Below are 12,675 nucleotides of genomic sequence, written 5' to 3'. Positions count from 1 at the left end.
TACAGTACATGAAATTTCATATTAAATACATATATTTGTTCAGTTTATAATTAACTATTCAAAAGCAGTTACAATTCTCTCTTTCATTTTCTGTATTACTTCACTGCTCAATGCTTTTTGACCAGCAGGAAGTTTTAATATGGCAGCGGCACCTTTACTAAGATATATTTCTTGATCATTATTTTGATTTACTACCAATATTCCTTGCCCTTCAAATTCAAAATAACTAATATCTTTTGTTTCATTTGTATTATTTTTTATTGCTTTATATAACCCATATAAATCTTTACTTCTATTTTCTCCGCCCGTTCGAATCGGTTCAGTATCATTCGCAACAATTAATCCTTCTGGCTGCTCACCCTTCATAATAAACCACAGTTTTTCATTTGTTGGTAATAGTAAATGCTTAAATTCAGAGCTATTTAAAATTTGCTGTGCTGGAATTGTTTCATAGATTGGTAACGAAAATGAGGATGTTGTTATTTTTTCAAAACTTAAATTTTCAGAAGAACTTCCCTTACTATATTGATAATCTTTTAATGCAATCGATTGTACTGGTTCATTTTTATTTTTTGATGCATAACTAATTTTACTAGCGAAAATAATAACGGTCATTAAACAAATGCACGGTATTACAAGCTTAAGTAGTTTTCCCATTAATGAACCCCCGCTTTTAATATTATTAGTTTGCATGGATATTATAAACAGTTTCACTCCACCAAAAATTATTATCGTTATGGAACGTACTGAAATTATGATTATAATGATCACCATACCAAGGGTCCATGTACGTTATATAATCTGTTCCATTTGTTCCTTTATAAAATCCATCAAGTACTAGAAAGTGTCCGATGTTAGCTCCATTTTGCCACATAATGAGTGCAATCATCGGTTGATCACTATTAATTTGATTTTTGAACCAATCATACGATTTTGCTCCAGGACTTATAGCTGAGCTAACACCATATCCCGATAATCCATATTGTATTTCACGTGAAGTTGCAGGATTATTATATGATCCACCCTTGACATACCTAACATACTGATCTTGTGAAGGAGTTTTCCCAAAATAATTTAAAACTGAAACAGAAGTGCCTGCCCAACACCAATTTGATCTTTCTTGTAATATGTTAGGTACAGATAATTTACGATTTGTTGATGTATTTGGAGGATTTCCATTAATATACGCTGACGTTACATATACTTTTTTTCCATCTTTAAAAGAATAAAACCAACGATTATCTAAATTTCCTGTCCAGTAATCTTTAACCGCTTCACCATACTCCCATCCTTTAAAAGATATTTTTGTATTTCCGGGAATCACATCTACAATACTTGCACTCAAACTTTTTGCCTCTCTAACATTTACATTCAATGGAGCTGTTGTCCCTGAAAATTCAACTTCTTCCGCTATTATTTTCTGAACACCAATAAAACTAAATGTGAAAAACAATAAAAACATACAAACAATAAAATGCTTTCTTCCCTTCATTTCTCCACCCCTTCATCAGTACTAAAAAACACCAACAATTCATCCTTATTAATTGTTCAAGCTTAATATTACATACTAACGAAAATGAATTCTCATAAATTCCAACACAAAAAAGTAGCCTATAAAGTTTTATAGGCTACTTTTATTTCATCATTATTATTTAGCTAATTCTTTCGTACCCTTCATTACATCAACGAAGAATCCCCAGTTATTCACTACAGAAGAAATACTAATATGTTCATCCGGAGTGTGGACGTTGAAAATGTCTGGTCCGAATGAAATTGCATCTAATTCAGGCATCTTTTGAACGAATGCACTACACTCAATCCCCGCATGTACAGCGAAGATTTCAATTTCTTTATTGTATTTTTCTTGATGTACTTTTTCAAATAAATTACGAATTTGTGAGTTTGGATTGTACGGCCATTCTGGATACTCTGACTCTATTTCAAATGAAGCACCAACTAATTCAGCAATATATTTGATTTCTTCTGCAACATGCTGTTTTAAACTACTTACAGAACTTCGCACTTCGTTACGTAATTTAATTTCATCTTGCAATGTTTCAATAACGCCTAAATTTGTTGAGCTTTCTACTAGACCTTTAATATCCATGCTCATACTTTGAATGCCATTCGGAATTAAGAATAATGATGAAATAAGTTGCTTTTGTGTCTCTTTAGCAAATACTTTTTCAACTGTTTCATCCAATTTTGTAAGTGTAACATGAACATCTGGATCAACAGCACGCATCTCTTCTTGTAATACTCGTGTCCATGCCTCTAATTTGTCTTCTACTTGCCCTACATCTTCTGTACGAATTAAAATTGTAGCTACACTTTCACGCGGAATTGCATTCGTTTTTAATCCGCCGTGAACTTCACTTATGTTAAACTCCGTATTTACTGATAAATCACGTAATACTCGTCCTAATACTTTGTTCGCATTACCGCGTTGTTTATCAATTTCCATACCAGAATGCCCGCCTTTTAGACCGCCAACATATAGACGGTATGCATCCATATTCGCTGGCGTTTCATCCCAAATCACGGGAATTGTTTCAACAGCTTTCGCACCACCTGCGCTACTTACAAGTAATTTATGATCTTCTTCAGAATCAATATTTATAAATACCTTTCCTTCAAAATGATTTGGATCAACAGAAAAAGCCCCGCCCATCGTTGTTTCTTCTTCAGTAGTGATAACGACTTCAAGTGCTGGATGCGGAATGTCTTTTGAATCTAATAAAGCTAATGCATACGCAACTGCAATACCATTATCAGCACCTAAAGTAGTTTGATTAGCATATAACATGTCCCCAATGATTCGTAATTCAATTGGATCTTTTTCAAAATCATGTACTGTTGCTTGATTTTTTTCGCAAACCATATCCATATGACCTTGAATAATAATAGCTGGTACATTTTCATAGCCAGCAGTTGCTTCTTTTTTAATAATGACATTTAATGCTTCATCTTGAATCACTTCTAATTTACGCTCTTTTGCAAAGCCCACTAAATAATCACTAATTTCCTTTTCATTACCTGATCCTCTAGGAATCTTTGATATTTCCGCAAAATGATAAAATACAGGGTGCTTTGTTAATTGTTCTAAAGTAGAATACATTTTTAAGCTCCTCTCAAAATGACAAAATAATATGTAAGTCTTTTATCATTATACCATGATTCGTTATTTTACTTTTCTTTTAACTTTTTAATATGTTGTTCATTTTATGTGCAACACTCTTACAACATTGTAAGGATGTTGTAATTTATTTCGATTTTTCTCATTTCATAATAGCCGTATACTGTGTAAAGAAACAAAGTGAAGGAGATAAAGAAAATGAAACAGTTTTCAGCATTTATTACACTATGTTTATTATTTTCTAGTTTTACTATTGGCTGTGAGAAAGCATCACTAAATCGAATTGGTAAAGATGTATATTACGTGCAGATAAAAGGCGAAGGAGATACCGAAAAAGTAGAAGGTAGAAACTTACGAAACTATACGCTGCCCGCATATGATGAAGATGGCGTCAAAAAACAAATTACATTTAGAAGTACAAAAAAAGAAAACGACCATAAATTAAATGAAGACGCGTTTTTACGCCTTTATGTAGATCAAGATGATAATAACAAAAATGAAATATCATCAATTGAAGTAAAGTCCTATGAAGAGATTCAGAAAGCAGATTTACCTAAAAAAATAAAAGAAAAGTTTAACATTAAATAAAAAAACAAAAGAAAATGCACTATGCATTTTCTTTTGTTTTTTTCACTCGTATATATTTTGAATTGCTATTATTCATCAGTTTCTCTAACCGATTAATATTTTCCGTTAATGCACCTTTCACAAGAGAGAAATCTGTATTTGGTTCTTCTTTTTTTTCTTTAAAAAATGAAGACTTTTGTACATTTAATTCAGCCATCTCTTCTCCCTCCTCTTTAAAAAGATACAATCTTCTATTTATATTATATAGCAAATGCAGACAAAGTGTACAATCATGATTTTCTTTTTAACTCTTCTTCTAATTCTTCTACTTGCTGTAATGTATCTTCTTTTATTAACGAGAAATCTGTTATATCTTCAACTCCTACCTGGAATTCTCTCTTTTTTATTTTTGTTAATTATCATAAAATTACCAATATTAATCTACTATTTAATAATAATATTTGATATTATATAAAAGTAGATTTTAATGGAATTTTCATCTAATATATTTTTGGTTAAAATAATTTTTCATACAAGGAGATTAACCATATTGAATATCATCGTGACTCCAGAATTATTAGAATATTCCGCTAACAAGTTTAAAAGTGCTCAAGAGCAAGCACAAGTACAATTTACTAACCTTCGACAAGATATCTCATATCTTGAATCAATTTGGTATGGTTCTACCAAAGAAAAGTTTTATTATGATTTTCAACAATCTAGCCAAGTAATGAATAAATATATTCATTGCCTTCAACAGATTGAAATTCAACTAAAAAGAGCGGCCGAAAAATTCAGAAAAGTAGATAATGAAACAGGAGCTGAGTTATCTACAAATGAGGGAAGTTTGCTCGAATCTCTCAAAAAGGGATTGATGACCTCATTATCTCCCACCGTTAAATTAGGTATAATGGCAGGTGTATTAAATGTTCTTCCTAACAAAAAAAGAAATGATTTAGTGGATATCGTCACTCGTAAATGAGTTAATGGTAAGGCAGGAGAAATATGGAATAAATTAATTCCCTTAAAAGACTTTTCAACATTAGAAAAAACTGCTGCATCATTAGGGAAATTAGATAAATCTCTTACCCAATGGCTATTAACTCGAAATATAATAAATGATTCCTTTGATATAACCTATTTAACCAAAAATCTTTTCGAAAATGAAATAGCAAAACTAATAAAAGATTAATCCTTTCAGATGGGAGTATATTTATATTGAATAAACAACAGCATTCTAGCAAAAAAAAAGAAGGCTTTTTCGAAAATAGGATATTACCTATCATCACTGTTCTTTCAGGTGTCATTCTACTAGTGTACAAAGGGTTAGAATTTATTTCAAAGTATGTATTAATTTTAATCTTATTTACCCTAATTATTGCTTCGTTATACTTATTGTTTATGAAAGAAATAGTTGGTGCTGCTATTGGATTCATTTTTGCATCCCTTCGGTATTATATGTATAAAATCATTTTTAAACAAAAAAAAGAAATGACGCATAAACAAATCATAAAGAGGTAATTTAAAAGAGAATGTTTTTACGCATTCTCTTTTATATACTTATATGGAATTGCCTCTACAAATTTTTCTAATCGATTTACATTTTCCGTTAATGCACCTTTCACAAGAGAGAAATCTGTATTTAGTTCTTCTTTTTTTTCTTTAAAAAATGAAGACTTTTGTACATTTAATTCAGCCATCTCTTCTCCCCCTCTTTAAAAAGATACAATCTTCTATTTATATTATATAGCAAATGCAGACAAAGTGTACAATCATGATTTTCTTTTTAACTCTTCTTCTAATTCTTCTACTTGCTGTAATGTATCTCCTTTTATTAACGAGAAATCTGTCGTATCTTCATTGTCTTCTTTAAAAAAATCATTGTCATAATCTTTTATCACTACAATCACCTCTACGTGCTAGTGTAGGAATGATTGTCCGATTTTATTCAACTTTTTCCGATTTATTCCGAATTTATGTATAAAAGAGTAGGACAGAAAATTCTGTCCTACTTACTAAAATAACTATGATGTATAGTTAAATTATATACATTTTCAAAATCTCGATCTTGCAGGTTATTTTTCTTCCCATCAATAACAATGAAAACATCACTTACTATTTTTGCTGGTATAATCCCAACGTTTTCTATTTGAACAGCTTTTTGCTCATTCAACTGTTCAACGTGTTCTACGGGAACAATAATACTAAATTGCGAGCGAATACCACGAAAGTTTGTATTTAATTCCTTCGCGGCTTCAAAAACAACAATTTTCGCACCAACCTTTTCCCCATATGAATCTAAAAATGCATTTAAGCTTTTTGTATATTCCTCTTCTGTATGCCATTCCATCGTACCGAATACTGCTGGATTAACATTTTGAATAATTGTCGTGTATATTTCTCCTCTTGCTTTAGAAGCAATTAATGACCGTTTTATCGATTGAACAGTCTTGCCGATATCACTAAATTTCGCTCCCCATATTTCTGAAATATTAGGTGTTAAAATAAATGCGATATCAACGAAAATAACCATTGCAGTGAACATTAAAAGATTTTTCCAGAGGGTTAAATCAATTCCTTTTATCATGAAATATACGGTGACTGATATTATAAACAACCCATACCAGGTCTTTCTAATACGTTGCTTTTTCTCCTCGTATAACTCTTCGTTTCTCCAGTAAAAGAAAACAAGTACTAGAAAAACGATTGCTAAAATAAATAAGCCGATTCGAATGTTAGAGATCACCAATCACATCACCCTCCATTCAAAAACTACTCACGATATCATTACATGCACAAGCAGCTCTCTTTATGACAAAAGACGTGGACAAGCTTCTAAATTTAGCAATATCGCATATACATTAGAAGGTACCACGTCTTTTTATCATGAATCTACATTGTATATGTAGACAAGCACGCGTTACAAATTTTCATGTTAAAAAGAAATATGTTTCGGAATTTCCCCTTCAGGTACTTCTCCATCAATACTTAAGTAATAATGACGAATCGGACGTAAATTTTCGTCTAATTCATAAACAAGCGGAATGCTAGTTGGAATATTTAATGAAACCACTCCATCATTTGAAAGGTTGTCTAAGTATTTCACTAGCGATCGAATTGTATTACCATGAGATGAAATAATTACTTTCTCACCACTTCTTAATGACGGTGCAATTTCTGAATGCCAATAATTAAGCACTCGTTTCTCCGTATCCTCCAAACATTCAGTTAATGGGAATTCATCTTTTGGAAGTGTTTTATATCTTGGATCGTTCGCTTCATATCTAGGGTCATCTTCAGTAAGAGCAGGTGGCCTTACATCAATGCTTCTTCTCCAAATATGAACTTGTTCTTCTCCATATTTTTTTGCAGTTTCTTCTTTATTCAATCCTTGTAGTGCGCCATAATGTCTTTCATTTAGTTTCCACGATTTATGTACAGGCACCCAAGTAAGATCCATTTCATGCAGCACAATCCATAAAGTTCGGATTGCTCGTTTTAATACAGATGTGTAAGCAACATCGAAAGTATAACCATTTTCCTTTAATATTGCTCCTGCTTCTCTTGCTTCACTTAATCCATTCTCTGATAAATCTACATCAGTCCATCCAGTAAAGCGATTTTCAAGATTCCATAAACTTTGTCCGTGACGAATAAGTACAAGTTTTATCATTATTATTCCCCTCTCGGAAATGTGGATTTTTTTGTTCCATCGCGTACACGTATAAAGTATCTAGTAATGTAACTTTTTATCCATTCACTCTATGATTTATCCATAGTTGCCAAATGCATGGATAAAATTTGTTCTTTTTCAAACTATAAAAACAGATATATTTTCTCATTATTTTTGATCGACTGGTATTTCCCGTTTCGATATCCAAGCATCAAAACCTGATCGGCTATTTGCCATTTCATTCATAACTTGATGCCAATTTTCTTCGCATGATTCACCAAATTTTGAAAAAATAGCATCCATTTGCATCCTTTGAACATCGCTCAGTTTTTTCTCTAAATCTGTACCTTCTTCTGTTAAAGATAACTGTTTCACACGGCGGTCATGTGTAGCTTCATTACTCTCAATTAAATTCTTTTCCACAAGTTGTCGTAATGGTCCGTGTAGAGCTTGTTTACTTATTTCTAGCAGTGATAATAACTCATTTACACTTATCCCTGGAAAACGTGCAATAAAAAATAAAATTCGGTGATGTACTCGTTGTATACCGTACTCTTTTATAATTTCATCTGGCTTTTCAGTAAATGTTTTATATGCAAAGTAAAATAATGCTAATGCCTCATTCATCTGTTCTTCTTTATGTTGTGTCATCTACTTTCCCCCTGTATGTAAATTATACCACAATCTAGTATTGAATATTTTAATCAACGCATTAGAACTTATTTAGTTTATTGAAACATTCATTGCATAATTAGGAGATGATTCATTTGGAAAAACAATATACTGTAAGTACATATTTATTGGATAGACTACACGAATTAGGAATTGAACATATATTTGGGGTTCCTGGTGATTATAATCTCGCCTTTTTAGATGATGTAGTAGCACATGAAAATTTAAAGTGGATTGGCAATTGTAATGAATTAAATGCGGCATATGCTGCAGATGGATATGCTCGCATAAAAGGAATCGCTGCTCTTATTACTACTTTCGGTGTCGGAGAATTAAGCGCCATTAACGGTATTGCTGGCTCATATGCAGAAAACGTGCCAGTTATAAAAATCACGGGTACTCCACCAACAAAAGTAATGGAAAATGGAGCAATCGTCCATCATACGTTAGGCAATGGAAAGTTCGATCACTTTTCCATTATGTATCGAGAAATCACTGTGACACAAACAAATGTAACACCTGAGCATGCTGCTGAGGAAATTGACCGTGTTTTACGTGCATGTTGGAATGAAAAAACGCCCTGTTCATATTAATTTGCCGATTGATGTGTATAATAAACCCATTAATAAACCTACAGAACCAATTTTATATAAACCGATTTTAAGTAATAAAGAAGCATTGGACAAAATGCTTCTACATGCCACTTCAAAAATAAATAACGCCAAAACCCTGTAATTTTAGCTGATTTTGAAGTAGATCGATTTCACGCTAAAGAAAATTTACATCAATTCGTAGAAAAAACTGGGTTTCCTATCGCGACGTTAAGTATGGGAAAAGGAATATTCCCAGAAAAACCCCCTCAATTTATAGGGGTTTATACTGGTGATGTAAGTTCTCCGTATTTGCGAAAGAGAATTGATGAATCTGATTGTATTATTAGTATTGGTGATGGTTCTTTCCAAGTAACTGCCCAAGAGTTATCAACTATACTACGTCAAAATTTGAAACCGATTATATTTTTAATCAAGAACAACGGATACACTGTTGAACGTGCAATTTACGGCCAAAACGAATCGTATAATGACATACAAATGTGGTATTACACAAAACTCGCAAACGTATTCGGATTAGAAAAAAAAGTCTAACATGTAAGGTGGAAAATGAAATAGAGTTAGCAGAAGTCTTAACGAATATAACTTTAAATAAGAATCAACTTATCTTTATTGAAGTTGAAATGAGCCAAGCCGATCAGCCTGAATTGTTAGCTAAACTTGGAAAAAGATTCGGCCAGCAAAATTCTTAATATAAAAGCATAACCTAATTATACAATTGGTAGTGTAAAACTTGTTTTGAGAATAGTTTCGACACTCAAAATACATAAGGAAAAATTCTTAATCCATCTTTACCTTTATAGCTTTTGTCGCAATAAAGGTTTTAATATGCTTATCTAATATCCTTGTTCCACCAAAATCATCCTCATAAAAACCTGTTATAACAAAACCAGCTTCAACTTGGCCTTGGATTTGGTCTTCTAGAGTATGCGCATATTCTATTGTTTGATTTGAATCGATGTAATCTTGAACTTCATCCTCTGGTAAATAATCCAATGTTGATGAAGGAATTGAATGTTTAACATCAAGAATACCTTTTTGTTCTTGGTTATCATCAAAAATCCATAGTAACGGATTTGTAAATCCAGAAATAAGAATACCTTTATTCTTTAAAACCCTAGAAACTTCATTCCATACAAGATGAATATCTTTTACAAACAAATTAGAAACAGGATTTACAACAATATCAAAATATTCATTCTCAAAATCACTAAGGTCTGACATATCTCCTTGTACTGTTTTTAAAGTCAAACCATCCCGTTTTGCTACCTTTTCATCTTGTTCCAATTGCTTCTTAGATATATCAGTAACTGTTACATCTGCTCCAGCAGCAGCTAGAACTGGTGCTTGTTGTCCGCCACCTGATGCTAAGCAAAGTATCTTTAATCCATCTAATGACTTTGGAAACCACTCTCTAGGAACTGATTTTTCCGTAGTCACTGTAATCTCCCATTCACCTGATTTGCTTTTCTCAATAACCTCGCTACTTACAGGCTGCGTGTATCTAGAACCTTCTTCAACCTTCTTATCCCATGCATTACTGTTTTGTTGTGTAATATCCATTGTGATTAGTCCTCCTAACAATCTAGTTGCATTTTATGTGTAAGCTTATTAACTATTTATGCTTTCCTTTTTCTATTAACCCGCCTGATAGTTAATACATAGTTGTCTATATTTATATTAACAGATAAATATTAATAATCACTAAAAATTCTAAAAAGACACAAAATTACACATCCATTCCATTCATTTAAAATAATCGTAGAATTGATAAGTTTTAAACAACTCACTTCCACATAAAAAAAGCATTCCAAACCTGTTGACAGTTGGAACGCTTTTTTATGTTATTTAATTTTTCAAGATTTTAACTAAATCCATTAAACAAATACGCTACGCTTTTTCTTTTTTATTCAGCAAGAGTTAACTGCCAAGATACACCATACTTATCATTTAACCAGCCAAACTTTTTACTAAACGGATAAGAACCTAAAGGCATAAGAATTGCTCCATCCTGCGCTAGTTTATGAAAGACCGTTTCAATCTCTTCTTCTGTCCCACAAGTTACATAAAGAGACATAGCTGGAGTGAATGTAAAATTATGATTTACATAGCTATCAATACACATAAACTCTTGGCCATTTAGCGTAAAAGTTGCATGAATTACGGTTCCCTCTTTACCAGGTCCATTTTCATCGTAGCGAGAAATACTTACAATTTCTGATTGATCAAATAGCGACGTATAAAAATTCATCGCTTCCTCAGCTTTGCCCTCAAACATTAAAAACGTAGTAATTTTTTGATTTGTGTTACTCATATGGAGACAGCCCCTTGTTATGTATTTATGTAAAACATACACCGGCTAACAAAAACCGAACGTATATTCTTGTAAATGTATTGTCTATAAAAACGATGAGTTTGTCAATTATCTACTTCCTTATTTCTTCTTAAATAATGCTGTCCAAAGAAATGACTCTCCAAACATAGTATTTGGTTGTTCAATTTGTTTCATCTTCCTAATTTCAATCACTTCAAACTCTTTAAATATCTCCCTTAATTTTTCATCCGAATAGGCAAGACCACCTTGTAAACTCCAACCTCTATATACGTCCCAATCTGTTATTTCTGATCCATTTCGCTCATCTAAATCACCTGCTGCAAAACATGTTAATCCGAAATAACCACCCGATTTCAATGAGTTTTTAATTAAATCCACATAATGTATCCTTCTATGTGGTGGAATATGATGTAAACAACCCGAATCGTATACAAAATCAAATTCATTTTGAACCTCTAAATTAAAAATTGAATCACAAATAAAGTGAATTCCTATTCCTTTTTCTAATGCCCTCTCTTTCGCCCAATTAATGCCTTCTATAGATAAATCCACTGCTGTTACATCAAATCCTTCAGTCACTAAATAAATTGCATTTCTTCCTGGGCCACATCCAAGTTCCAGCACTTTCCCTTTGGAAACCCATCCTGTTTCTATATATGAAACCAGATTCTCATCCGGAACATTTTCAAAAAACGGAACATCTTTTTCTCTATTCGCATAAAATTCATTCCAAAATGGTTCTGCCGATCTTAATAATGAATCGAGCATTTTAGTAATATCTTCTTGAGTATGCAAAGTTTCACTTTTCATTTATATCCCCCTAAATTTAATAGTCAGAAAATTATTATAAATCTTATTGAACTTTCAAGCAAAGAAAAAACTCCTATACCCAATAGGAGTTTTTGTCTTTAAAATCCAAGTACAGCTAACCATTTTAACAACTTCTCTTCTCGCGCTTTTAAATCATCGTTCCTAAGCTTACCTAACTGTATTTCACTAACAATTTCACCGTCTGCCATAAAAAGAACTCTTTCTGTTTTCGCTGCTACCTTTACATCATGAGTTACTAACATAATAGTCGTTCCATCACGGTTAATATTTAATAATATTTGCATTACTTCTTCTGTTGATTTTAAATTTAGAGCACCAGTCGGCTCATCTGCAAAAATAACATTTGGATTATTAATAAGCGCTCTACATATAGAGACCCTTTGTAATTGCCCTCCAGATACTTCGGTTATATAATGAGACGCTATATCACTTATCCCCATTTTCCCCATTAGCTCCAGAGCACGTTGATTTACTATTTTCTTACTCTCACATTTCGCTAAATATGCAGACAAAATGATATTATCAAATAGATTCAAGTTTCTAAGAATGTTGCTCTGCTGAAAAATAAATCCTATTTCAGTAAGGCGCAATTTGGCTAACGCTTCTTCTTTCATACAAGATATTTCTTTACTACCAATTTTCACACTTCCTGATGACATTTGATCCATTCCACTAATATTATATAGTAACGTCGATTTCCCAGAACCAGAAGGCCCCATAACCGATACAAATTCTCCCTCATAAACCTCTAAATCTATATTTTTTAGCACGTGATAATTTGCATTTCCATCTATTGAATATGTTTTGTTTAATTGCCTTACTTCTAAATTTTTTTTCAAGTGATACACCC

16 protein-coding genes and 1 pseudogene are annotated in these 12,675 nt (G+C 32.3%); 4 read left to right on the top strand and 13 right to left on the bottom strand.

What is annotated here, in order from left to right; all coding sequences use genetic code 11:
* Positions 1 to 54: 54 nt before the first annotated feature.
* From BAU27_RS26605 to pepD, 3 genes are all read right to left on the bottom strand, one after another.
* Positions 55 to 657 (bottom strand): hypothetical protein, encoded by a 603-nt coding sequence (locus BAU27_RS26605; RefSeq protein WP_071772520.1) that lies wholly within the window; start codon positions 655 to 657, stop codon positions 55 to 57.
* Positions 658 to 682: 25 nt separating this feature from the next.
* Positions 683 to 1,492 carry a papain-like cysteine protease family protein gene (locus tag BAU27_RS26600; RefSeq protein WP_071772519.1) on the bottom strand — a complete coding sequence of 270 codons (810 nt, stop codon included), beginning with the start codon at positions 1,490 to 1,492 and terminating at the stop codon, positions 683 to 685.
* A gap of 156 nt (positions 1,493 to 1,648) precedes the next feature.
* A complete protein-coding gene (gene pepD, locus BAU27_RS26595) occupies positions 1,649 to 3,118 on the bottom strand; it encodes a beta-Ala-His dipeptidase (protein WP_071772518.1) in 1,470 nt (489 codons plus the stop codon).
* 216 nt (positions 3,119 to 3,334) lie between these two features.
* On the opposite strand from pepD, the gene BAU27_RS26590 reads away from it, so the two are divergent.
* Entirely contained in the window at positions 3,335 to 3,724 is a 390-nt protein-coding gene (locus BAU27_RS26590; RefSeq protein ID WP_071772517.1) for a YxeA family protein, read from the top strand.
* 19 nt (positions 3,725 to 3,743) lie between these two features.
* On the opposite strand, the gene spoIISB is transcribed toward BAU27_RS26590, so the two are convergent.
* Positions 3,744 to 3,920 carry a stage II sporulation protein SB gene (gene spoIISB / locus BAU27_RS32535; protein WP_071745937.1) on the bottom strand — a complete coding sequence of 59 codons (177 nt, stop codon included), beginning with the start codon at positions 3,918 to 3,920 and terminating at the stop codon, positions 3,744 to 3,746.
* Between the two features lie 333 nt (positions 3,921 to 4,253).
* Here spoIISB and BAU27_RS26580 point away from each other — a divergent pair, with 333 nt between their 5' ends.
* Complete coding sequence (locus tag BAU27_RS26580) at positions 4,254 to 4,685, top strand: WXG100 family type VII secretion target (protein ID WP_175546570.1); 432 nt, start codon at positions 4,254 to 4,256, stop codon at positions 4,683 to 4,685.
* A 236-nt stretch (positions 4,686 to 4,921) separates the two neighbouring features.
* Complete coding sequence (locus BAU27_RS26575; RefSeq protein ID WP_071772515.1) at positions 4,922 to 5,224, top strand: hypothetical protein; 303 nt, start codon at positions 4,922 to 4,924, stop codon at positions 5,222 to 5,224.
* 17 nt (positions 5,225 to 5,241) lie between these two features.
* Here BAU27_RS26575 and BAU27_RS32530 read toward each other — a convergent pair whose 3' ends face one another.
* The 5 genes from BAU27_RS32530 to BAU27_RS26550 all read right to left on the bottom strand — a co-directional run bounded on the left by BAU27_RS32530 (position 5,242) and on the right by BAU27_RS26550 (position 8,027).
* Positions 5,242 to 5,403 carry a hypothetical protein gene (locus tag BAU27_RS32530; protein WP_071745935.1) on the bottom strand — a complete coding sequence of 54 codons (162 nt, stop codon included), beginning with the start codon at positions 5,401 to 5,403 and terminating at the stop codon, positions 5,242 to 5,244.
* A gap of 72 nt (positions 5,404 to 5,475) precedes the next feature.
* Positions 5,476 to 5,604: a hypothetical protein gene (locus BAU27_RS26565; RefSeq protein WP_029438356.1), complete on the bottom strand. Its 129-nt coding sequence runs from the start codon at positions 5,602 to 5,604 to the stop codon at positions 5,476 to 5,478.
* A gap of 107 nt (positions 5,605 to 5,711) precedes the next feature.
* On the bottom strand, positions 5,712 to 6,449 hold the full coding sequence (locus BAU27_RS26560; RefSeq protein WP_116733469.1) for a type II toxin-antitoxin system SpoIISA family toxin: 738 nt from the start codon (positions 6,447 to 6,449) through the stop codon (positions 5,712 to 5,714).
* A gap of 189 nt (positions 6,450 to 6,638) precedes the next feature.
* Positions 6,639 to 7,376 (bottom strand): 2,3-diphosphoglycerate-dependent phosphoglycerate mutase, encoded by a 738-nt coding sequence (gene gpmA, locus BAU27_RS26555; RefSeq protein ID WP_071772514.1) that lies wholly within the window; start codon positions 7,374 to 7,376, stop codon positions 6,639 to 6,641.
* Positions 7,377 to 7,544: 168 nt separating this feature from the next.
* Positions 7,545 to 8,027: a MarR family winged helix-turn-helix transcriptional regulator gene (locus tag BAU27_RS26550; RefSeq protein ID WP_071745932.1), complete on the bottom strand. Its 483-nt coding sequence runs from the start codon at positions 8,025 to 8,027 to the stop codon at positions 7,545 to 7,547.
* A gap of 107 nt (positions 8,028 to 8,134) precedes the next feature.
* On the opposite strand from BAU27_RS26550, the pseudogene BAU27_RS26545 reads away from it, so the two are divergent.
* Positions 8,135 to 9,351: pseudogene (locus tag BAU27_RS26545) on the top strand (alpha-keto acid decarboxylase family protein).
* Between the two features lie 88 nt (positions 9,352 to 9,439).
* Here BAU27_RS26545 and BAU27_RS26540 read toward each other — a convergent pair.
* From BAU27_RS26540 to BAU27_RS26525, 4 genes are all read right to left on the bottom strand, one after another.
* Complete coding sequence (locus tag BAU27_RS26540; RefSeq protein WP_071745931.1) at positions 9,440 to 10,222, bottom strand: class I SAM-dependent methyltransferase; 783 nt, start codon at positions 10,220 to 10,222, stop codon at positions 9,440 to 9,442.
* A gap of 343 nt (positions 10,223 to 10,565) precedes the next feature.
* Positions 10,566 to 10,973, bottom strand: a complete 408-nt coding sequence (locus BAU27_RS26535) for a VOC family protein (RefSeq protein WP_071772513.1) — start codon at positions 10,971 to 10,973, stop codon at positions 10,566 to 10,568.
* Between the two features lie 120 nt (positions 10,974 to 11,093).
* Positions 11,094 to 11,804 (bottom strand): class I SAM-dependent methyltransferase, encoded by a 711-nt coding sequence (locus BAU27_RS26530; RefSeq protein ID WP_071745929.1) that lies wholly within the window; start codon positions 11,802 to 11,804, stop codon positions 11,094 to 11,096.
* 98 nt (positions 11,805 to 11,902) lie between these two features.
* Positions 11,903 to 12,664: an ABC transporter ATP-binding protein gene (locus BAU27_RS26525; protein ID WP_071772512.1), complete on the bottom strand. Its 762-nt coding sequence runs from the start codon at positions 12,662 to 12,664 to the stop codon at positions 11,903 to 11,905.
* Positions 12,665 to 12,675: the final 11 nt, after the last annotated feature.

The sequence above is a fragment of the Bacillus sp. NH11B genome (assembly GCF_001884205.1).
GTDB lineage: Bacteria > Bacillota > Bacilli > Bacillales > Bacillaceae_G > Bacillus_A > Bacillus_A proteolyticus.
The sequence above is the reverse complement of the archived record's forward strand: the minus strand, read 5'-3'. Positions and strand labels throughout refer to the sequence as shown.

Bases quoted from the DNA above. Each gene is read 5' to 3' on its own strand.
- spoIISB (WP_071745937.1), bottom strand. From the start codon at position 3,920: ATGGCTGAATTAAATGTACAAAAGTCTTCATTTTTTAAAGAAAAAAAA.
- BAU27_RS26600 (WP_071772519.1), bottom strand. From the start codon at position 1,492: ATGAAGGGAAGAAAGCATTTTATTGTTTGTATGTTTTTATTGTTTTTC.
- BAU27_RS26530 (WP_071745929.1), bottom strand. From the start codon at position 11,804: ATGAAAAGTGAAACTTTGCATACTCAAGAAGATATTACTAAAATGCTC.
- BAU27_RS26550 (WP_071745932.1), bottom strand. From the start codon at position 8,027: ATGACACAACATAAAGAAGAACAGATGAATGAGGCATTAGCATTATTT.
- BAU27_RS26535 (WP_071772513.1), bottom strand. From the start codon at position 10,973: ATGAGTAACACAAATCAAAAAATTACTACGTTTTTAATGTTTGAGGGC.
- BAU27_RS26540 (WP_071745931.1), bottom strand. From the start codon at position 10,222: ATGGATATTACACAACAAAACAGTAATGCATGGGATAAGAAGGTTGAA.
- BAU27_RS26605 (WP_071772520.1), bottom strand. From the start codon at position 657: ATGGGAAAACTACTTAAGCTTGTAATACCGTGCATTTGTTTAATGACC.
- BAU27_RS32530 (WP_071745935.1), bottom strand. From the start codon at position 5,403: ATGGCTGAATTAAATGTACAAAAGTCTTCATTTTTTAAAGAAAAAAAA.
- pepD (WP_071772518.1), bottom strand. From the start codon at position 3,118: ATGTATTCTACTTTAGAACAATTAACAAAGCACCCTGTATTTTATCAT.
- BAU27_RS26590 (WP_071772517.1), top strand. From the start codon at position 3,335: ATGAAACAGTTTTCAGCATTTATTACACTATGTTTATTATTTTCTAGT.
- gpmA (WP_071772514.1), bottom strand. From the start codon at position 7,376: ATGATAAAACTTGTACTTATTCGTCACGGACAAAGTTTATGGAATCTT.